At 55.5% G+C, this 21,721-nt stretch carries 17 protein-coding genes; 2 read left to right on the top strand and 15 right to left on the bottom strand.

What is annotated here, in order from left to right; translation table 11 throughout:
- Positions 1 to 50: 50 nt before the first annotated feature.
- The 13 genes from CLV87_RS09255 to CLV87_RS09195 form a co-directional block, all read right to left on the bottom strand.
- Positions 51 to 3,116, bottom strand: a complete 3,066-nt coding sequence (locus tag CLV87_RS09255) for an FG-GAP-like repeat-containing protein (RefSeq protein ID WP_099241714.1) — start codon at positions 3,114 to 3,116, stop codon at positions 51 to 53.
- 27 nt (positions 3,117 to 3,143) lie between these two features.
- Positions 3,144 to 4,025, bottom strand: coding sequence for a sulfotransferase family protein (locus tag CLV87_RS09250; protein ID WP_099241716.1), 882 nt, complete (start codon positions 4,023 to 4,025; stop codon positions 3,144 to 3,146).
- Positions 4,026 to 4,085: 60 nt separating this feature from the next.
- Entirely contained in the window at positions 4,086 to 5,204 is a 1,119-nt protein-coding gene (locus CLV87_RS09245; RefSeq protein ID WP_099241718.1) for a hypothetical protein, read from the bottom strand.
- A 64-nt stretch (positions 5,205 to 5,268) separates the two neighbouring features.
- Complete coding sequence (locus CLV87_RS09240) at positions 5,269 to 5,676, bottom strand: hypothetical protein (protein ID WP_099241720.1); 408 nt, start codon at positions 5,674 to 5,676, stop codon at positions 5,269 to 5,271.
- Positions 5,677 to 5,936: 260 nt separating this feature from the next.
- On the bottom strand, positions 5,937 to 8,372 hold the full coding sequence (gene gyrB, locus CLV87_RS09235; RefSeq protein WP_099241722.1) for a DNA topoisomerase (ATP-hydrolyzing) subunit B: 2,436 nt from the start codon (positions 8,370 to 8,372) through the stop codon (positions 5,937 to 5,939).
- Positions 8,373 to 8,482: 110 nt separating this feature from the next.
- The gene (locus CLV87_RS09230; RefSeq protein WP_099241724.1) at positions 8,483 to 9,004 is read right to left on the bottom strand and encodes a GNAT family N-acetyltransferase; all 522 of its coding nucleotides are present in this window, start codon (positions 9,002 to 9,004) and stop codon (positions 8,483 to 8,485) included.
- Entirely contained in the window at positions 9,001 to 10,104 is a 1,104-nt protein-coding gene (recF, locus tag CLV87_RS09225; RefSeq protein WP_099241726.1) for a DNA replication/repair protein RecF, read from the bottom strand. Before recF ends, CLV87_RS09230 begins: the two co-directional genes overlap by 4 nt.
- A 68-nt stretch (positions 10,105 to 10,172) precedes the next feature.
- Positions 10,173 to 11,291, bottom strand: a complete 1,119-nt coding sequence (gene dnaN, locus CLV87_RS09220; protein WP_099241728.1) for a DNA polymerase III subunit beta — start codon at positions 11,289 to 11,291, stop codon at positions 10,173 to 10,175.
- Positions 11,292 to 11,467: 176 nt separating this feature from the next.
- Positions 11,468 to 12,832, bottom strand: a complete 1,365-nt coding sequence (gene dnaA / locus CLV87_RS09215) for a chromosomal replication initiator protein DnaA (RefSeq protein WP_099241730.1) — start codon at positions 12,830 to 12,832, stop codon at positions 11,468 to 11,470.
- Positions 12,833 to 13,314: 482 nt separating this feature from the next.
- Positions 13,315 to 13,578, bottom strand: a complete 264-nt coding sequence (rpsT, locus tag CLV87_RS09210) for a 30S ribosomal protein S20 (RefSeq protein ID WP_099244538.1) — start codon at positions 13,576 to 13,578, stop codon at positions 13,315 to 13,317.
- Between the two features lie 268 nt (positions 13,579 to 13,846).
- A complete protein-coding gene (locus tag CLV87_RS09205) occupies positions 13,847 to 14,623 on the bottom strand; it encodes an enoyl-CoA hydratase (protein ID WP_099241732.1) in 777 nt (258 codons plus the stop codon).
- 64 nt (positions 14,624 to 14,687) lie between these two features.
- Entirely contained in the window at positions 14,688 to 15,539 is an 852-nt protein-coding gene (gene mutM / locus CLV87_RS09200; protein ID WP_099241734.1) for a bifunctional DNA-formamidopyrimidine glycosylase/DNA-(apurinic or apyrimidinic site) lyase, read from the bottom strand.
- Between the two features lie 49 nt (positions 15,540 to 15,588).
- Complete coding sequence (locus tag CLV87_RS09195) at positions 15,589 to 16,248, bottom strand: hypothetical protein (RefSeq protein ID WP_099241736.1); 660 nt, start codon at positions 16,246 to 16,248, stop codon at positions 15,589 to 15,591.
- Between the two features lie 107 nt (positions 16,249 to 16,355).
- Between CLV87_RS09195 and ubiE the strand changes: the two genes are divergently transcribed.
- Complete coding sequence (ubiE, locus tag CLV87_RS09190) at positions 16,356 to 17,108, top strand: bifunctional demethylmenaquinone methyltransferase/2-methoxy-6-polyprenyl-1,4-benzoquinol methylase UbiE (RefSeq protein ID WP_099244540.1); 753 nt, start codon at positions 16,356 to 16,358, stop codon at positions 17,106 to 17,108.
- A gap of 1 nt (position 17,109) precedes the next feature.
- Entirely contained in the window at positions 17,110 to 18,639 is a 1,530-nt protein-coding gene (gene ubiB / locus CLV87_RS09185; protein WP_099241738.1) for a 2-polyprenylphenol 6-hydroxylase, read from the top strand.
- A 61-nt stretch (positions 18,640 to 18,700) separates the two neighbouring features.
- Here ubiB and CLV87_RS09180 read toward each other — a convergent pair whose 3' ends face one another.
- Together CLV87_RS09180 and CLV87_RS09175 are read right to left on the bottom strand one after the other, a co-directional pair.
- Positions 18,701 to 19,381 (bottom strand): flagellar hook capping FlgD N-terminal domain-containing protein, encoded by a 681-nt coding sequence (locus tag CLV87_RS09180; RefSeq protein ID WP_099241740.1) that lies wholly within the window; start codon positions 19,379 to 19,381, stop codon positions 18,701 to 18,703.
- A gap of 9 nt (positions 19,382 to 19,390) precedes the next feature.
- Positions 19,391 to 21,637 (bottom strand): flagellar hook-length control protein FliK, encoded by a 2,247-nt coding sequence (locus CLV87_RS09175; protein WP_166652702.1) that lies wholly within the window; start codon positions 21,635 to 21,637, stop codon positions 19,391 to 19,393.
- Positions 21,638 to 21,721 lie beyond the last annotated feature (84 nt).

Below are 21,721 nucleotides of genomic sequence, written 5' to 3'. Positions count from 1 at the left end.
TTAAAATTGCAGTGTAGCACTTTCGCACTTTTTTCAATTTTCGCGCATGTTCAATTCCGCTGCACCAGAACGATTTGTCCTGCCGTTATAGGACCTTGCAGCTTTGTCTCGCCCCCATTTGGCCAAGCGATTAGCGCTTCTTTTACACTTTTACCGTGTGCCAACCCAAAATGTGCTTGCGGGGCGTCAAAGCTCATGAATCCACCGCCCAATTGCAATTCACGGGATTGCTGCGATCCATCTTCGTGGATCAAAGTGACACGCGCGCCAATCCCGTCGCGATTGCCGGACATGTCTTGCAAACGAAAGACCAGACCGGGGTTCTGGCTGTTATTGCGGTAAACCAACAGCGGCCCGTTAACCGGGTGCGTCACAATATCCAGATCGCCGTCACCGTCCATGTCAAAGGTCGTGGCCGCCGCCGTCATCAGATAGTCTTCGAGCCCAAAAGCACGCGTATCCTCTTGAAACCGCTCTTGGCCTTTGTTCAGCAGGAACATGTTAGAGGGCGACACCTCATTCGGGACCCAAGTCCCATTGACGATAAAGATGTCTTGCCAACCGTCCTGATCGAAGTCAGCGATTTTCGTGTCCCAGCTCCAACCACCAACATCAAGTCCGCGTTTGGCAGCAGTGTCGTCATAGGCCTGCCCGTTCCATTCCAGGACGACATTGGACCGCAGAATTTGTTGATGGGTCAGCGCAATCTCATCCGGTTTGGGCTGGCGCGCGGGTTTGAAATGGATCTTGCAATAGGCTTTGGCCACGCTCTGACCCGCAGGCACCAGATCACAAAGCGATGGGTCACCTTTTTGAATGGCAAGATCCTTGATCAAAAGCGCCTTGCATTCCGCTTGATATCGTCCCTCAAGCTCAAGACAGCGATGGGCATAGGTGGGGTCAAAGCTGTTGCCGGATTTGTACCAAGTCTTGATTGCCATATTCTGTTCGCAAACCGATTTGGCCTGGGTGTCCTGAATGGCGTCGCAATAGAGGTCCAGGCTCTGCATCTTGAGGTTTTCCGACACGCCAGAGGAACGCCCGGCGATCTGGGCAAAATACAAAACCGGTCGGCCCGTGTTGAACAGATCGGCAGACTTCACAGCCATTGTTGTTGTGGTGGTGTGTGGAATGATCCCTTCGGGCTGGGTGATCATCTCCATTCCACCCTGACCGTCACCACGATAGACATAATCCGGGATGTCAAAATCATTGCCGACAATCAGGTCCTGATCCCCGTCCAGATCAATGTCGGAAAACAGTGTCGTCAGGGTTTCACCGGGAATGCCCGGCAGATCATAAAAGGCACTGCCGTCCAAGGCTCCGCCTTTGTTCAGCACAACGCGATTGCGCGATTCCTCGCCCGGGATACGGCGATACCAGCCTGCCGCCCAGTTACCCAAAGCCACATCAAGAAAGCCATCTTGGTCAAGATCCGCAAAGCTTAGCGCCAGACTTAGCGGGCTATCCGGATTATTGGCGACAGGGCGCAACGGTTCGGCACCAAATTGCCCGTCAACATTTCGCCACCAATAATTGCCGTTCAAGTAGGTGGCAATAAACAGATCAGGCCAACCGTCATTGTCGATGTCAGCAAAAACAGCGTTGAAAACATGCTCTTTTGCCAATGGCCCCAGATCGATCTCTTGCCGCGAAAACGCGCCACTACCATCGTTCAAATAGAGATACAGCCCGACCTCGGTCGAGGCGATGGCCAAATCTATATCCCCATCCCGATCGAAGTCTGCGCTCGACAGGCTGCGTCCTTCCCAAAAAGGCGGCCACATGTCTCGCATCGTGAATTCTACTGGCTTGTCGATACCAATTTCGACCGCTTCCATGCGGGTAAAACCGGTTTCGGCGGGCGGGCTGGCGGGCTTAAAGGGTGTTGCAAACACCGAGATTTGGTCCGCATCACCACTGATCACAACCGGCGCAGCCTCAGCTTCAGAGGCTTGCGCGGCCCCCCAGGGCGCGATCTGTTCGGCGTCTCCCAATAGCAATTCCAACGCCCGTTTGGTTTGCCATTCATGGTAGGCATTGGCCCCAAAACCGGATGCAAAACCAAGACAAGCAATCGCCGCCGCCATCATAAGCGCCGCGCGCAGTCCCAGCGTTTGGTTGATGATAAAGAACGAATAGATCGAAAAGCTGCCCAAGGTGAACAGCAACGCCATGACATAGCCGTGTGAAAGACCGGTCGCGATCAGCGCACCGGTCAGCACAACGTCAAAGGACATCGGAACCGGCAGAAACAGACCAATCAGCGTGACTAGGGCCAAAACCCCTAGGCTGAACCCAAGGCCTAGGATCAAATCCTGCGGAAAGAGGGTCGCCACAATCGATCCCAGAAACCCTGCCAAGAGCATCAAGGGCACGGTCATCTTCAGAATGTACCAGAGGTTGGCAAAATAGCTTTTGACAAAGCCAATCACCGCCTGGCCCACATGTTCGGGCTTGTCCCCAAGTTCAGCCATCGACCAGGGCGTTTGCGCGGCTTCGGGGGTTTCGATTGCCTGTTGCGGCAGGCTGCGGCTGATCAACGGGACCAGCACCAAGGCCAGTACCAGACTGAGGGCGATCTTGGTCACTGCCATGTAGAAAGGCAGCAAACTGAACAACATAGACAGGACGATGATGTTCAAGGTCGGAGAGGACACCATCGCCGACAGTACCGCCTCGGCTCGCATGCCGGCGGAATACATGCCGCGTCCAATAGGCGCGACGCAATTTGCGCAGACACCCAACGGCGCGCCGACAAACATACCCATCAAAGAGTTGGCAAACCCATTCCGAAAGCTTCTTTGCTGCAGGTAAGACAGCATGGTCATAAAGCCCGCCGCAAATAGCAGGCCAAACGTCATGCCGCGCTTGTTGGTGTTGATCCAGTTCAGCGTTGAATACCAGATCTTTTCCAGGGTCCCCATGGCCTCGGTCAGCGGGAATTTTGCCTCAAAACTCAGCGGATCCTCCAACTGGATCGCACCCGACATCATCGCCTTTTCGTTCAACGCGGGATAGCGGCTGCCCGTCCAGAAATAGAGCGCAAGAACAGTTAGAAACAACGCCGCCAGAACAAAGCGAAGACGAAATTGCGGGTGAACAAAACTGGTCATTACAGGTCCGTTCCTCTCTAAGAATTGCTAGAGAATGAAGTCGTTTGGCACCTTATGCGCCAAATCCATTATTTCGGCGGTGCGCTGTCTTTGCGCGCTGGTAAACAGGTCACTTTTAGAAGGGTCCGCCCGACCACGGCTGCTCGGTTGAACCAAATGCGGCCCTACATCGGCGGGAACGGGCCGGTTCAGGAATGCAAAGAGGCGTCGGATTTCACGCGCGGGGTCCATGCACAAGGCTTCGTAACTAAGCACATGAAACCTCTCGCCCATTTTGGTGCGCCCATAGTCCATTGTGCGCGTATTGGCGGCCAGCCAAAAATCCAGCATGTCGGAGGGAGTCAGGTTTTGCGGATCAAGCTGGCGAACCACATATTTGGAATGCCAGTTTTTGGCCTGCGCTTTGTTATTGCTCAACGCCATGTCCAACCCGTCGCGGATCACATGGATGTAGCGAAAGCCGGGGATGATCTGATCAAGCTCAGGCAGCAGAACATGCGTGTTCGGCTCTTTCCATCCCCATTGGCCATTGGCCGTTTCTGGAATGCCGGTGACCGCATTCAATTGGTCCAGATCTTCGGGGCCAACACCGATAGAATAATTCGTGTTTTCAGCCAGGTCTTTGGTGATCCGCGCGATCAGATCTGTGTCGCCCTGCACAAGGTGCCCCTGCGCGCCTTTCAAGCTGATTTTACGAAACAGGTCATAGGCTTGTGCGATCTCTTCTTGATCTGGAAACTTTGCCATCCAAGCCGCGCGTTTCAGCAAGAACGTGAACCACAGATTGTCGTTTGACCCGTTCAGTACACACCCCATATGAATGCCAGCGCGCTGCAGAAAATCTGCAACGACGCGGGTGCCACTGCCGCCCACGGCACCAATCGCGATCGGAGGTAAGGGTGTCGTCATAAAAGCATTAAGGCCCTGCCCCGGGTGAGGAGCAAGGCCCTTTCTCAAAGTTCCAGCGGCTTATTGCAGCTGTTCGGTCAGCTCATCAATGCGCTTTTGCTGAGCCAGCGTGTAAAGGGTCAGCTCTTCGACCTTTTCAAGCAGTGCGATCTGCAGCTCACTGACATTGATGCCGTTTTCGGCAACGTCAGCCGCCGATGGAATGCGCGGCAGGTGACCGTTTTCCGCGATGAAGTTTTCCACTTCAGACAGCGGCATCAGGTTGTAACCTTCTTCAAACACATAGTCCGGGAAGCTGGACGGGGTGCTACCTACATTCACGGTCAGGCTGCCCAGCAGGGACAGGTTACCGTCTTCATCCAATGCGAATTCTGTTGTACCGGCTGTGTCCTGGTTCAGAATGCGGAATTCGTTACCGTTATGAGAGAATTTGAAGACATTTACCGCCGCCGTGGCGCTGTTGTTTTCAAAGATCATCTCGAGGATGTCATTCGATTCCAGCTTTAGCATATCAACACCTGCTGCGGCACTTGTGCGGCGGATGTGAACAGACGCTTCAGGGGAGCTTGTACCAAAGCCGAGGTCGCCATCTGCAGCGATGTGAATCGAATCCTGGGGTGCGCCAGGCTTGGTGCGGAAAACCAGGGCGCTGCCATTGGTGACATCGCGAATAAAGAAGTTGGCTTCGTTGGCAGCAATGTCATAGGTCTGCGGTGTAAAGCCGCTGGAACCGTCCTGCTCCAGACGCAGAGTTGGCGTGTTACCATCGACCGCATGCAGATTAACAGCCGGGTTCGAGGTGCCTATCCCAACATCACTGTCAGCTTCGACATAGAGTGCATTGTTGCGCGCACCCGCTTCGACGCGGAAGGGGAACCGATTGGCATCGACATCTTGGATGCCAAAATAGTTTGAACCACCGTTCGTGCTGTCGTTGGCTGTCAAACGCCAATCATTGGTCGGAAAGCTTGCCGACGCCGATGTATCCTGAAAATGAAAACGCACGTTGTTTTCTTTGACCCGGATGGTGTCAAAGCCAAAGCTTTCGCCGTTAACACAGTCAAGACCGACGCAGGCACTGCCGTCGACAATCAGGTCGTCCAAAATGACTTGGTCCGCTTGCGCGATGCTCGCAACCAAGCCGAGCGCCGCAACGCTGGTAAAAAGTGATTTTTTCATGGCATTTCTCATTTCTAATCCTCGCCCTGCTTTAAGAGGTCACCCGTCAGGGCACCGTTCCGTTCTATTCTTCTTTGATTTCTTCCGGAGTGATGATCACACCGCGCGACACGACAAACGAACCAGACATATGGAATGGTTTGTTCTGTGACGTTGCCACGGATTCACGCCCGTTATTGACCGCATTCACGATCTCTTCTTTTTCATCCGTGGAGGCGCTCAGCTCATACCGGTACACACCATCCTGGGCCTGACCACGTTCCAATTCGTAAACCGGAGTGCCAGATTTCGCAAAAACGGAAGTGAGTTTCCCGTTTGGAGCGGCAACAGTCAGCGTCGCATTTTGCAACCCAATCCAGTTTTCAAACCACACGGCGTTTGAATTGTGCTGCTGGACTGGATCAACATTACTGGCACCGGCCAAAGAGGCAAAGCTCACAAATGCAGCGAGTACCGCGAAAAACAAACGCATAAATCTGTTCCCTGTGTATGTATCGACTTGATGAAACACAAACTCGTCACACCACAAAGGTGACCTTAGGGCATGATACTAAAATTATACACGCAAAAATAACAAATCTTAACGCTTCTGTCACCCTGTTACCTCTGACAGATCACACAAGCTCTGGTTGGGGGAGCGATTCCAGGCATTTTCTTGGGTGCTCTACCTTGAAATGCAAGGCGGCGCTGGCTTTCGCCAAACGCCGCCTTTGATGCCTTGTGGTGGCTAACTTAGAAATCCAGGTTTTCAACGCTCAGCGCGTTTTGCTGGATAAAGTCGCGACGCGGCTCAACCACATCGCCCATCAGCTTGGTAAACAGATCGTCTGCCTCGGCCATATCGTCGATGGTTACCTTCAACAAAGTCCGCGCATCCGGGTCTAGCGTGGTCTCCCAAAGCTGGTCGGGGTTCATTTCGCCCAAACCTTTATAGCGTTGAAGAGACAGGCCTTTTTCACCCTCTTCAAGGATCGCCTTGAGCAGTTCAAGCGGTCCGTTGATCACTTGCAAACGGTCCTTGCGTTCCAGCGTTGCCGAGGTGCCGTAAATCGACTGCAAACTCTCGGTAAAGCTGCCGGTTTTGCGCGCCTCACCGGACCGCAACATTGGTCCATCCATGGTGCGCACTTCTTCGACTCCACGCAGGATACGCGCCAGACGAATGCCTTTGTCCTGAGTGATGCGCCCCTGCCAACCGCGCTCATATTCCAGCGCAACCAAGTCGAGGCGTGCTGCAACTTTATCCGCCACGCCCTGCAAGTCCGAATCAACTGCGCCGGGAACAAAAGCACCGGCAACGGCGGCCTGCTCCAGGATGTGACGCGGGTAGTGAGTCGGGAAGGCTTCGATGACGCGGCGCAGCTGTCGTGCTTCGTCCACCACGCGGGCCAAATCCTGACCGACGATGACTTCGCCAGTGCCCAGTTTCAGCTGCGCGCCCTCGATTCCCTGATGGATCAGGTGATCATCCAGTGCCATCTGGTCTTTGAGGTACACTTCGGACTTACCGCGCGCCACTTTGAACAACGGCGGTTGCGCAATATAAAGGAAGCCGCCTTCGATCAGCTCTGGCATCTGACGGTAGAAGAAGGTCAGCAAGAGCGTGCGAATATGCGCGCCGTCTACGTCCGCATCGGTCATGATGACGATCTTGTGGTAACGCAGCTTTTCGATGTTAAACTCATCGCGGCCAATGCCGGTGCCTAGCGCCATGACGAGGTTACCGATTTCCTGGCTGGACAGCATCCGGTCAAACCGCGCCCGTTCCACGTTGAGGATTTTACCCCGCAGTGGCAGGATCGCCTGGTTTTTCCGATCACGCCCCGTCTGGGCCGATCCGCCGGCGGAGTCCCCCTCCACCAGGAAGAGTTCGGTCAGAGACGGATCTTTTTCCGAGCAATCCTTGAGCTTGGCGGCATTAAAGCTGACATCCATCGCCGTCTTGCGCCGGGTCAATTCACGCGCCTTACGGGCGGCTTCGCGCGCCAGTGCAGCCTCGATGATCTTACTGACGATCTGCTTGGCCTCGGCTGGGTTTTCCTCAAACCACTCGGCCAGCTTTTCGTTCATCAGGCTTTCAACCGCCGGGCGCACCTCGGATGAAACCAGCTTATCCTTGGTCTGGGACGAGAATTTCGGGTCCGGCACTTTGACTGACAGAACCGCTGTCAGCCCTTCGCGCGCATCGTCGCCGGTGAACGACACCTTCTCTTTCTTGGCGATTCCACTTTCCTGCGCGTATTTGGAAATCTGACGGGTCAGAGCACCGCGGAAACCGGCCAAGTGTGTACCGCCATCGCGCTGCGGGATGTTATTGGTGAATGGCAGGACGTTTTCGTGGTAACTGTCATTCCACCACATGGCGATTTCAACACCGATCTCATCCTTTTCACCGTTGATATAAACCGGTTCGGGCATCACCGATTGCTTGGAGCGGTCAAGGTATTTGACGAATTCCTTAACGCCACCCTCAAAGAACAGCTCGGTTTTCAGAGGCTCTGCCGGGCGTTCATCCTCCAAGATAATCCGCACGCCAGAATTCAGGAATGCCAACTCACGCAAGCGCTTTTCCAGCGTCTCGAAGGAGTATTCCAGGTTCGAAAACGTGCCTTCTGGGTCTTGCGTCTTGGCCGATGCCAAAAAGCGCACTTCGGTTCCGGTTTCGCCTTCGGCATCGCCGACAACGGTCAGATGCTCGGTACAATCGCCGTGTTCGAACTTGGCATAGTGTTCCTTGCCATTGCGCCAGATGCGCAGTTCCAGCCAAACCGACAGCGCGTTTACCACCGACACACCCACGCCGTGCAGACCGCCCGACACCTTGTAGGAGTTGCTGTCAAACTTACCGCCCGCATGCAGCTGGGTCATGATGACCTCGGCGGCGCTGACACCTTCTTCGGGATGGAGATCAACCGGAATCCCACGGCCATTATCGCGCACAGAAACGCTGGAATCCGCGTGGATTTTGACTTTCACATAATCCGCATGTTTGGCCAGCGCCTCGTCGATACCGTTATCGACAACCTCATAGACCATGTGGTGCAGGCCAGAGCCATCATCGGTGTCGCCGATATACATGCCGGGGCGTTTGCGAACCGCCTCCAAGCCTTTGAGAACTTTAATGGAATCCGCGCCGTATTCTTCGGGTGCGCCTGCGGGTTCGGACATGCCGCCATCCTTTGTTATTTTGTCCCGATTTATAGCGATAAGATGTAGGTTTGTCACGTAAGAGACACAATATATTGCCGCTTACGCGCAGGTTTTACAGCGTGCCTACCTTAGAACAGCGGTCCAAGAAAATCGACCTGCTCACCCTCTGGCCAAATCCGCGATGTCAGGGGACGCACCATGAGGAAATTGGCATCCCGCTGCGCCAGCTCATTGGTTTGTGCTCCGGTCATATCCACACACAGGTAAGGGTTCTTTTGCGCCACAAACCCAGCCCGGTCATAAAGCGTGCGCTTGCCGAAAAGTAGCGCAAATTCCGCCTGGCTCTGCGCGCCCAACTCCAAAGCCCGCGCCATCAACGCACTGCCAATCCCTTGGCCGCTATGCTCCGGCAAACAGGCCACGTCACCAATGCCGATGATCGGCAGCAGCTCGCCGCCAAGCCTGATGGAGCGATAAAACACAGAGATCTGCGCAACAATCACCTGCGCGCGCCTCACAACACGCAGATGCGGGCGCTGCTGGTAAAAGCTCCGACCCGCATAATCCGTGGGAAAACTCTCGCGGATCACCTCTGCGATCTGTGTCTCGTCCTGTGCGCTTAGCTCGACTTCCGGGATCACCTCGATCATTTGATCTGAACCTGAGAGCCGCCAGTCGTATCGTCCACCTCCAGATATTGCGCACGATCCCCAAGATCCGCAAAGAGTTCTGGCCCCGTGCCCGTCATCCAGGCCTGCGCCCCCAACGCGCAAATCTCATCATAAAGTGCGGCGCGCCGCCCCGCATCCAAATGCGCGGCAACCTCGTCCAGCAAAAGAATCGGGGGGGCACCAATATCAGCAGCCAAAGCGCGGGCGTTTGACAGGATCAGCGAAATCAGCAGGGCTTTTTGTTCGCCGGTTGAGCAGTCAGAGGCTGCGATCCCCTTATCCGCATACATGCCATACATGTCGCTGCGATGCGGCCCGACAAGCGTGCGCCCGGCGGCCATATCGCGAAACCGGCTTTCCTGAAACGCCTCCAGCAGATCCGCCTCGGTCTCGGGCATCGTGCCTTCGCTTTGCTGCAGCTCAAGCTGGGCCGAGGGGAATTGCGTTTCCGCCCCGGCCTGCGCCTCGGCCAGACGCTGCAGCGCGGTGACACGGTTGGCATGAATGGCGGCCCCGGTAGCGGCCATCTGCTTTTCCAACACCGCATACCAATGCGCATCACGCACTTGCTCTTTCAACAGCCGGTTACGTTCGCGCATGGATTTTTCGTAAGTCAGGGAAGCCTCGGCATGACTAGGGAAAAAGGACAACACCATCCGGTCAAGAAAGCGGCGGCGGCCCTCTGCCCCTTCGATCCAAAGCCGGTCCATGGCTGGGATCAGCCAGAGCACCCGCACCAGAGACGCCAAAGCGGTTTGCGGCACCGATTTGCTGTCGATCTGCACCTGACGTGCTGCCCCCGCCTCGGAGGTGATGTCGATCTCATGGGTGCTTGTCGGCGTGTTCAGCAGGCCGTGCAGCTTCCAACCCAACGCCTCAGGGCGGCGCGCCATTTCCTGAGCTGATGCGCGGCGCAATCCGCGACCCGGTGAAAACAGCGATACCGCTTCGATCAGGTTGGTTTTACCAGCGCCGTTCGACCCGTAAATCGCCACCGGGCGCGCATCCAGATCCAAACGCACCAGCTTGTGCGATCGGAAATGCGACAGGGTCAGGTGCGAGAGATAGAGTGCGCCCATGCCCCTGCCTTCTTCTTGGTGACAAATACTCCCGCCGGAGGCCTTTGGGTTTTCACCGAAAACCCAAATCAGACACGCATCGGCATGACGACGTAAACAGCCGTTGTGTCATTGCCTTCGCGCATCAAGGCAGGGTCGCCAGACGAGTTGAACAGGAAGACCGCATTTTCGCGATCCACCTGGCTGGCGATTTCCAACAGGTATTTCGCGTTGAACCCGATTTCCAGCCGCTCATCGCCATAGGCCACGGCCAGCTCTTCCTCAGCTGCACCGCTGTCGGGCGCATTCACAGAGAGGATCAGGCGATCTTCGTCCAGTTGCAGCTTGACCGCCCGGGAACGTTCAGACGAAACGGTCGCCACACGGTCAACCGCCTTGGCAAAATCGCTCGCATCCACTTCGAGTTTGCGGGTGTTTCCTTGCGGGATCACGCGGGTGTAATCCGGGAAGGTGCCGTCGATGACCTTGGAAGTCAGAGTGATCTCGGGCGTGGCAAAGCGGACTTTGGTCTCGGACACGGACACCGCGATGTCCATATCGTCTTCGTCCAGCAGCTTGCGCAGCTCACCCACGGTTTTACGTGGTACGATCACGCCAGCCATCTCAGCCGCGCCTTCGGGCAGATCCGCATCAATACGCGCCAGACGGTGGCCATCAGTTGCAACGCAGCGCAGCACCTGGCCGCCATCCGCATCAGCAATATGCATATAAACGCCGTTCAGATAGTAACGGGTTTCCTCGGTTGAGATCGCGAATTTCGATTTGTCGAACAACCGGCGCAGCACTTCGGCCTTGGCCTTAAAGTTGCTGCTATATTCCGACGACGCCATAATCGGGAAGTCTTCGCGCGGCAGGGTCGCCAGCGAGAAGTTCGAGCGGCCCGCAGACACTGACAGACGGCCAGCGGCGCTGTCTTCTTCCAACTCAACCAAAGCGCCATCCGGCAGTTTGCGCACAATCTCGTGCAGGGTGACAGCGGAAACGGTTGTTCCACCCGCGCGGCCCACTTTGGCCGGTGCCTTATCCAGCACTTCGATATCCAGATCGGTGGCGCGGAAGGTAACGGTGTCACCCTCGGCATCGATCAGCACATTGGCCAGGATCGGAATAGTGTTGCGGCGCTCCACAACGGATTGTGCCTGTGCCACTGCACGCAAAAGCGTGGCGCGTTCAATGCTGATCTTCATCGCCCATCTCTCCGCTAGCCGGATGCGCACCCTAGACCGGTCGGCCCCGCGCTCCAAGCCCGTTTTTACGATTTGTCTGATTGTTTTAAAGGGGCGTCAAGTGCAACTGGCCGCCCGAGGGCGGCCATGTTGTCACCTGTTGTGTCATTGTCCCATTGCGAGAGTGAAATAGCCCGTTACGCCTCAAGCGCGCGACGCAGCATTTCCACGTCTTCGTCAATCTGACCGTCGGATTGGCGCAGCTCTTCGATACGACGCACGCCATGCATAACCGTGGTGTGGTCACGACCGCCAAAGCGACGACCGATTTCCGGCAAAGAACGCGAGGTCAGCTGTTTGCACAGATACATCGCTATCTGACGCGGACGGGCAAAGGTGCGCACACGTTTCGGGCCAATCATGTCAGACAGACGAATGTTGTAATGCTCGGCCACCTTGCGCTGGATCTCGTCGATCGAGATCTTGCGTTCCGAGGCGCGCAGCACATCAGACAGGCTGTCCTGCACCAGATCCATATTGATCGGCTTGCCCACCAACGAAGCAAAGGCAAACAAACGGGTCAACGCCCCTTCGAGCACGCGCACATTGGTGCTGATGCGATGGGCGAGGAATTCCAGCACGCCATTCTCGATCTCGAGACTTGGATACATGCTCCGATAGGTTTCGACCTTGGACTGCAAGATACCAAGACGCAATTCATAGTCGGTCGGGTGCAGGTCCACCACCAGACCCGATTGCAGGCGCGAACGGATACGGTTTTCCAAATCCTTGATCTCATCCGGGGCGCGATCCGCCGAAATGATGATCTGCTTGTTCTGATCCACCAGCGCGTTGAAGGTGTGAAAGAACTCTTCCTGCGTGGAATCCTTGCCAGCGATGAATTGCACGTCATCAACCATCAAGACGTCAACCGAGCGGAACATCTCTTTGAAGTCCATCATCTTGCGTTCGCGCAAAGCCTGCACAAAACGATACATGAACTGTTCTGCTGAAAGATACAGCACGGTCAGCTGCGGATTGCGCGCGCTCAGCTCATGGGCAATCGCATGCATGAGGTGCGTTTTACCCAGACCAACGCCGCCATAAAGGAAGAGCGGGTTAAAGGTAACGGGGCCACCTTCGGCAACACGCTTGGCCGCGGCATGGGCCAATTCGTTCGGCTTACCGACAACGAACGTATCAAAGGTAAAGCGCGCATCCAAAGGCGCGCCTGGCAATTCCTTGGGGGCCGGGGTCTCAGCCGGTTTCACCTCTTCGACCTCAGTCGCCGGTGACGGGGCCGCCGCTGCGCCATTGGCTGCCGCAACCTCATAGGCGATGCGACGCACTTGAGGTGCCATAGTCGAAATCTGGGCCAACAACATGTCCCCAAAGTTCTGAGACACGTAAGAGCCGAAAAAGCTCGTCGGTGCGTTCAGGGTCACAACACCCCTGTCACTGATACCTACAAAAGAAAGTGGCTTGATCCAGGTCTTGTAGTTGTTTTGCCCAATCGTATTGCAAATCTGCTCTTGCAACGCGCCCCATTGCTCTCTTGTCATTTGTCCCCATTTCCTTCCTGACTTTTCTTCACCGGCCGTGACTCCGGCGGCGCGTCACTAATTCAGAGGGCACACACTGACAGACCCCATGCACACGCATGAGTTGCGAGGGTTCTCCTCGACGTCATGTTACCAGTCCCTCGCATCCCCAACGAAGGCCGAGTCAGAACAGACTCGATAACTGTTATGGACATGGCCAGGGCTAATCCCCTGTAACTCATCTAAACCATTACGGTTTTAGCCTGAGTGACCCTGGTTCCGCTTGTTATAGCGGTTTTGGGCCGGCAGCCTGTCCCCCCTGCGAAGTGACTCGCAGGGAGAAATTACCAATCTCAACCGAGCTGCGGCAACCGAACTTACGCCTTGACTCAGGGATTCCTGAAAAAGAATCTCTACATGCTTAAGATGTAGGCCTCGGACGCAAAAGGGGCGCCACATCTGGTGGCGCCCCCGAAATCTTCGCACTAAATGGCGTGATATTTTTATCCCAGCGCTTTCACGCGTGCCGCCAGGCGGGACACTTTACGCGACGCAGTGTTCTTGTGGTAAACGCCCTTGGTGACGCCGCGCATCAGCTCTGGCTGAGCAGCGCGCAGAGCAGCAGTTGCCGCTTCTTTGTCGCCGGATGCGATTGCTTCTTCTACTTTGCGCAGGAAGGTGCGGATGCGCGAACGACGTGCTTTGTTAACTTCCAAACGCTTTTCGTTCTGACGTGCGCGTTTCTTTGCCTGAGGAGAGTTTGCCATGATGATCGGTCCTGGTTTCTTTGTGTACGTATGTTCTGATTGCAGCGAGACGCTCACAAAGCCGAATTTTCCCTAAGGAACACCATCGGTCCGATTCTTGCCTAAGCGGGCATCACGCGCATGTATCGGGGGCGTATAGCCAAAACCTGTGACTTTGGAAAGCCCCAAAAATCGCGAGGCGCGCCATAAAGCGCAACGCGCATTTGAAAGACCCAATATGTCCGAAAATGTCCGAAACAACGGCTGTTTCGGACATATTGCTGTCGTCTTATCTGTCCCGGAATTGCGGGGTGCGCTTTTCCATAAAGGCCGCCATGCCTTCCTTTTGGTCCTCGGTCGCGAACAGCGCGTGAAACAGCCGCCGTTCATAAAGCAGACCCTCGGACAGGGTTGTCTCGTAAGACCGGTTGACCGCTTCTTTGACCGCCATAGCCGAGATCATCGACTTTTCCGCGATCTTTTCAGCGGCACCCTTGGCCTCTTCCATCAAGGATTTTGCCGGAACGACGCGGCTGACAAGGCCGGAACGCTCTGCCTCTTCGGCGTCCATGAAACGACCGGTGAGGTTCATATCCATGGCTTTGGATTTGCCAATAAACCGGGTCAGGCGCTGCGACCCGCCAATACCGGCAATAACGCCCAGATTGATCTCGGGCTGGCCAAATTTGGCAGTATCGGCGGCGATGATAAAATCGCACATCATTGCCAATTCACAGCCACCGCCCAGCGCGTATCCCGCAACAGCGGCGATAATGGGCTTGCGAGTCTTGATGACTGCATTGCCTTCCTTGCCAAAGAAGTCGGACATGAACATGTCCACATAGCTCTTTTCCGACATCTCTTTGATATCGGCACCGGCGGCAAAGGCCTTGGCAGATCCGGTGATGATGATGCAGCGTACCTTGTCGTTCTCATCTGCCTCAGCCAGCGCAGCGGTCAGCTCACCCAAAAGCTGGGTGTTCAGCGCGTTCAATGCGTCCGGGCGATTCAATTTGATGGTAGCGACGTGGTCTTCTACTTCGACGATGATCGTCTCATAGGCCATAGGGTGCGGGCTCCGTCCGTTTCCTTAGACGCCAAGCCTTAGCATGACCTGCGCGCGGTTCAAGCTAACTTTGACAGCTTGGGCAGAAGAAAGAGGATCGGCCTGACTGCACGATTCGCGCGATTTGCGTCCCGCATCCGGGGGCTTTGCAGGCCTCTCCCTCACGCCCATAAACATCAAAGCTGTGTTGAAAATATCCAAGCTCTCCATCAGCTTGGCGGAAATCCTTGAGCGAGGATCCCCCCGCCTCGATCGCCTCTGACAACACCTCGCGGATGATCGGAACCAGCGCGCGAATCTCGTTTTCCGTCACGTCACAGGCCCGCCGGGCTGGGTGGATTTTGCCACGGTAAAGTGTTTCGCAAACGTAAATGTTTCCCAAACCGGCGATTATTTTTTGGTCAAGCAAGGCAGATTTCATCGGCATCTTGCGCCCTTTCAGGGCTGCTATCAGATGGGATTCGTCGAATTGATTGCCCAAAGGCTCCGGCCCGATCCCGACCAAAAGCTTGTGCTGTTCCTGAGTGGCCGTATCCAGCAGGTCCATCGCTCCAAAACGGCGCGGATCGTTAAAAGTCACCCGAGCCCCATTGTCGAAATCAAGAACGACATGATCATGCTTTTCAGTCGCTGGGTGCTCAAGCACAAAATTACCCAAAGGATCGCCTGACACCAACATGCGCCCCGACATGCCGAGATGGATCAACAAGGTTTCGGCGCTGGAAAGTTCGGCCAAGATGTATTTCGACCGCCGCCACATGCGCTCAACACGCTTCCCGGTCAACCGTTCCGCAAAATGCTCAGGGAAGGGCCAACGCAGATCGGGTCGGTTGACCTGAGCCTGCGCGATCACCGCCCCCTGCATCGACGGTGCCAAGCCCCGCATAACGGTTTCGACTTCAGGTAATTCTGGCATGTGGCCCTCCGATTTTCAAAGCAGAGGGTAGAGCGCAGTTAGCCAGCCTTCAACGTCCGTTTATCCGCAATGTTTCCACGATGATTTCACGCAGTGTCGATCGCCCTTCGACAAACAGCGGCACTGAAACGCTGTTCCCACAATCAAAACGAAACTCAAACCCGTCATCATCGACTTTGGCCTCTGAAAGGCGGGCAAGATCGTAGGTTTTCATGTCAAACCAACGTGTCATTGCCCGCAATTCATGATCAAGAATTTCCAACCGGTAGGACCACGCATAAAAACTCAACCAGATCGACAGGCCGGTTACCCCCAGGATCATAAGCCAATCTTCAAAACTGTATTGGGCATCTTCACCAGAAAACCAAAAGGTAAAACCGATCAGGAAAACACAGGCCGGGAAAATGCCGTATCGCATGCCCGCCTTTGGCCGGAAAACCAGCTTTCGACCACGACGACGCGGGGCATCTCGGCCCAAATCATATACCTTGGCCAAAGCCTCTTTGGGATTCCCGATTGGCGAGGCAATCCCGGCGGCTTCTTTGAGAATCCGCCAACTGAGGTGTTCGTTTTCTCTAATGTCTCGTGGTGCGCCAAATTTGGGAAGTTTGCGCGTGACAATCAAAAACGCCACAACGCCGACAACAGGTAAAATCAAGATCGCTGGCCCGATTGTTGCCAGGATGTATAGCCAATCCTCAAATTCCATCGCCTTGCCCTACTCTTTACCTTTTGCGCGCATTTGACTGTTTGTTCTTTCCGCCCCACCTCTGTACGAGAGTTGCGACGATAGTAAGGCCAAACCGGATCGCTATGATGACCGAGACTTCTGACAAGACCACGCATTTCGGATTCACCAACGTGCCCGAGCATGAAAAGGCCGGGAAGGTGCAGGGGGTGTTTACCTCTGTGGCGTCGAAATATGACGTGATGAATGATGCCATGTCGATGGGCATTCACCGCATCTGGAAAGACGCGATGATGGATTGGCTGGCGCCGCGTCCGGGTCAACGCCTTTTGGATGTGGCGGGCGGCACGGGCGACATTTCCTTTCGCTTTTTGGAACGGGCCGGAGAGGGTCATTCGACGGTTCTCGACCTGACGGAATCCATGTTGGTTGAGGGCCGCAAGCGCGCCGAGGCTGCGGCCATGTCCGAAAGCCTGGACTGGGTGGTTGGCGACGCAATGGCGCTGCCTTTTGCCGATAATACTTTTGACGTTTACACAATCTCCTTTGGCATCCGGAACGTGACCCGCCCCCAAGAGGCGCTGAACGAAGCCTATCGGGTTTTGAAACCGGGCGGGCGGTTGATGGTGTTGGAATTCAGCCAGATCCCCAACGACATGATGCAAAAGGCCTATGATCTGTATTCGTTCAACGTGATCCCCCGCATGGGCCAAGCGATTGCCGGAGACCGGGACAGCTATCAATATCTTGTTGAATCCATTCGAAAATTTCCGGATCAAGAGACATTTTTGTCGATGGTGCGTACCGCTGGTTTCGAGAATGCCAAGTATCGTAACCTGACCATGGGCATCGCTTGCCTGCATTCCGGGTGGAAGATCTAAGATGCGCGGCCCGCACAATATCATCCGTCTGATCCGCACCGGAGCGACCTTTGAGCGAACCGGTGCGATGGGGGTCATCCTTGACGCGTTCGACGCCCCTGCCCCCTTGCGTATTGCCGCGCGGGTTCTGGCCTGGCCGTTCAAATGGTTGGGCCACAAAGGGGATCCGTCGATGCCGCCTGCCGTGCGTGCCTTGAACGCGCTTGGGCCGGCCTATATCAAGTTCGGCCAAATCCTGTCGACGCGCCCGGATGTTGTTGGCGATGATATGGCGCAGGAATTGCGGGTCCTGCAGGACAAGCTGCCAGCCTTTTCAATCGAAGAAGCCAAGGCACAGGTCACGAGCGAGCTGGGCATCCCAGTGGGCGAGGTCTTTTCTGAATTCTCCGAACCTGTTGCGGCGGCGTCGATTGCGCAAGTTCACAAAGCCACCCTGTGCGAAACCGGCGAAACCGTTGCTGTCAAAGTGCTGCGCCCCGGTATTGAACGCGCGTTTCGCGTCGATATCGACGCGTTCTACTTTGCCGCCGGGTTTATCGAGTTTTTCTCGCCCTCGTCACGGCGTCTGCGCCCCACCGATGTCATCACCCATTTCGAAGGCGTGGTGAACGGAGAATTGGATCTGCGGCTCGAGGCCGCTGCGGCCAGCGAATTTGCCTCAAACACCAAGGATGATGAAGGGTTCCAGCTGCCCACGGTCAAATGGGGCTATTCCGGGCGCCGGGTGATGACCATGGGCTGGGCCGAAGGGGTTCCATTGGGTGACAATGCCGCCCTGGACGCGGCCGGGCATGACCGCGTGGCCCTGTCTGAACGGGTTTTGCAACTTTTTCTAAACCACGCCCTGCGTGACGGTTTTTTCCATGCGGATATGCACCAGGGCAACCTCAAGGTCGCCGCAAATGGTGATATTATTGCGTATGATTTTGGCATCATGGGCCATATCGACGAATATACGCGTCGGGTTTATGCCGAGATCCTGTTTGGCTTTATCCAGCGTGATTATCTGCGAGTGGCTCAGGTGCATTTCGAAGCGGGCTATGTGCCTGCTGACCAGGATGTTGATGAATTTGCGCGCGCCTTGCGCGCAGTGGGCGAACCGATTTTCGGTATGGATGCCACCCGTATTTCCATGGGCAAACTGCTGTCTTACCTGTTCGAAGTCACCGAACGCTTTGGCATGCAAACCCGGACCGAGCTGATCCTGCTGCAACGCACCATGGTGGTGGTCGAGGGTGTGGCCCGGTCGCTGGATCCGCATATGAATATCTGGACCGTCGCGCAGCCAGTTGTCGAAGACTACATCAAGACCTCAATCGGCCCCAAGGCCGTGGCACGCGACATGGCGCTGACCGCCAAGGTCCTGGCCCGTTTTGGGCCACGGCTGCCCGGTTTGGTAGAAACGGCTTTGATCCGTCAAACCCAAACGCCGGACACAGGCCCCACCTATCCCAGGCTGAAAAAGCTTGCCTGGCTCGGTGGCGGGGTCGTATTGGGCGCGTTGATCACTATCTTAGCATCGTCTCTTTAAAGCGTTGGTGTAGCCCTTCGCGCCGCTGGGGAGTTGTTCACCCTGTGTGCCGTTGCAGTGTTCAGGACTGAGCGGATCGCAAGCCGTTGACCTGCGTGGATTCAACTTCGATCCCGCCAGCCAGACGAACCACAACACTGGTGCCTTGATTGCGGATTTCTTCGACCCGCGTATAGACCGAGGCCAAAGTTGTTCCAGTCAATTCGCCATTTTGATAGCTTTCGATTTCAAAGCGATAGACATCATCTGGCAAAGCGTTTTGCTGATCGTCATATCCGGCCCACAGCACCTCTTCCTGGCCAACCGGAATGCTCAAGCGTTGCACAACTTCACCCGCGGAATTGCGAACCGCAACGATTGCACTATCGGCGTTTGGCTCATAATCGGGGCGAACTACAATCGGATTGCCAGTGAATTCGGCAGGAACCCGCGCCAAGGCATCCATCCCCACCCAAGACCCATATTGCTGCAGCGCATTCCCGCCCAGCATGTCGCCTAGGTTACGCAGCAAATCATTGGTCAAAACCTGCTGTTCAACCGACGAGAAGGTCGCCAATTGCGAGGCATATTCGCTCGAATCCATTGGATTCAATGGGTCCTGGTTTTGAACCTGCGCCGTCATCATCTTGAGAAATGTTTCAAAATCTGAACTGACCAGACGCTCTGCGTCGGCGGTCGCACTGGTTGTCGAGGTCACGCTTGTCGTGCCAACAGAGCTTTGTGTTGCTGCTACATCTGTCATCTCAATTCCTCACACTCTGATGTCCAGCCCGTCCTGGGGCGCTGTCTGTTGTGGTTTCACGACGGCTACCTCTTCGGCCACCGGATCTCCCCCCCGTGAGCCGAATTGGTTTTGATGCCCTTGGCTTCCGTCATCACCAAAGGAAAAGCCCGCATTTTCAAAGCCACTATCGGCCAGGTCACGCGCCAGTTGATCGATATTTTTGCGTATCAGGTCCAATGTCTCGGGCCGGTCAGCCTGGATGTTGACCGTCAGCCCCTGTTCGGTCGTGACAAACTGCATGCGCACGGTTCCAAGCTCTTCGGGGCTCAGGCGCAATTCAACGCCACCATCTGACATCCTGTTTGCCACCTCGGCGATTTGCCGCATTACGTGGTTAGCGGATGGGCGGACAATTGTCTGCTGGGTTGGGAACACGGTTTCTGCTGTACGCTTGACGTCACTTACTGAAGAGAACAGTGTTTCCTCAAACTCAACCGCCGTGTCTTCACCGTCCAAAATAAACGGGTATGTCACCGCTCCGTTTGTGGCTGGAGCTGGTTGCGCCATGGTTAGGGTCGCCTTGGCCTCTGGGACAACACGCGTCTCTTGACCTTTTGTCAGCACGACCTCATCGGACTCTACAACACCCCCTTCACGCGTGTCCCTTCGTCCCGGCCGAGACGTGTCGGGTTTTGTCGGCGGCGCGGATATGGTCACTGTTTCGGGGCGCGGGGTTTGCGTTTCAAAACCAGTTTTTCCACCTTCTGCCGCGGGCATGGCGGCACTTTCGCCCTTACCCGCAAATGGTTTAATCGAAATATTCAAGTCGTCTGGCTGACCGCCAAGAGCCATTGCAGGGGACGAAACCGCGGTTGTATTTGGTGCCGCAGGAGCAGCCTTTGCTTCAGGCGTTGATACCTTTCCAGCCGGATCACTTTCCTGCAATCCAGGCGGCGAAATTACTGGCCTTTCGGTCAGAAAAGCATCAGCTTTCAGCTGAGGCGAAACGGTTTCGCCTGCATTGGGTTTGGCCACTATTTCGGCGACACCTTCTACCCCAACTTTTGCAAGCGCAGCATCTTTAGCGATTTCTGGCACGGCTGTTGGAAAAGCGGCTGCTGTCGCGAGAGCATCTTTCGCACCAGCATCGACGTGGACGACGGCTTTTGCCTTTGGAGTGTCACGACTAGAGTTCGTGATTTCCACGTTTGTCGGCTGCGGCTTGGGGGCTTCGTTTTGCACAACAATCCGGGGCTCAACACCGTCTTCATTCGGGTGAGCTTGCAGGGCTGCGTAAGAGAACCGCGTTTCAACATGTTCATCTGTCGCAGTAGGCACAGCGGTTGCAGTTCCGGCCCGGTTCCAGCGATCAGAGGCATCAGCCTCAACCGTTCCTGTCACAGCTTGGTCACCAATGACTCTGGATGCTTCAAACATCGCAGGCTTGCTTGGCGCAGCAGGTTCTAGTCTTGCGAAATCAACGCCGGGCTTTGGCGGTTCCTTAACGATCCCAGCATTGTCTCCGGCAACCGGTGCCAAATTCCCTGAATTGACCGCCTGACCTGTCGCCATGGAAGCAACCTGCGCTTCTGGTTTCATGTCAGCCTTTTCCGGCGCAGCAGCCAGTTGTGGCTGCGGCGTGTTGTCTTTTGCAGGAGCCGTTCCTGATCCAAGCACCGGTTGAAAACTGGCCGGGGTGGCAATTGTTTCAGGTTTGCTTTGCATTGCCGAATTCGCAGAGCCAGCCTGGATATTGCTTATACCTGCTATCCTAATTTCGCGAACCACCTGCGAGGGAGCTGGCTCCGCCCCTGAAGCACTCGTCCCCGCAACAAACCTTGGCATGGCATCAGTGTTTTGAGTTGGGGTCCAATCCGGATCACCCCTAAGAGATTGATCGACCCGCACCTGATCATTTTCTTGGACAGGTTTGAGATCAAAAACCTGATCCGCCGCCTCATGATCCAAGCTTTCGACGGTGTTGAACTCTACCTCACTCTCAAGCAGTGCATCTGTCAGCTCAGCCGTTTCATCCAACTCGGCGTCGCCGGTTTCCGGGTCAGAAACATCTGCATCCGCGGCGACGTCTTCGTTCTCAACCTCGTCTGGTTCTTCAACTGTCAGGTCGTCCTTAGTCGTTTCAGTATGCTCCCCTGAAACGTCCAGTTGTTCAAAAATGGCGGCAAAATCATCTTTGTCTTTAGCCGCCACGTCCTTGGATGACGTTGTGGCGAAAAGGTTCGGCCCTGCAAGGCCAGACAGTTGAGTAAGCATGTGAGCTCCCGGAATTCTTCCTTGCTCATCATGTAAGCGAAACATCCTTACTGGTTCTTTACCGCATTGCGTTCAAATCGAAAC

Source organism: Pelagimonas phthalicica (genome assembly GCF_004364805.1).
In the GTDB taxonomy this organism is placed as follows: domain Bacteria; phylum Pseudomonadota; class Alphaproteobacteria; order Rhodobacterales; family Rhodobacteraceae; genus Pelagimonas; species Pelagimonas phthalicica.
Note: the sequence above shows the minus strand (reverse complement) of the source record. Positions and strands in the feature narration are given on the sequence as shown.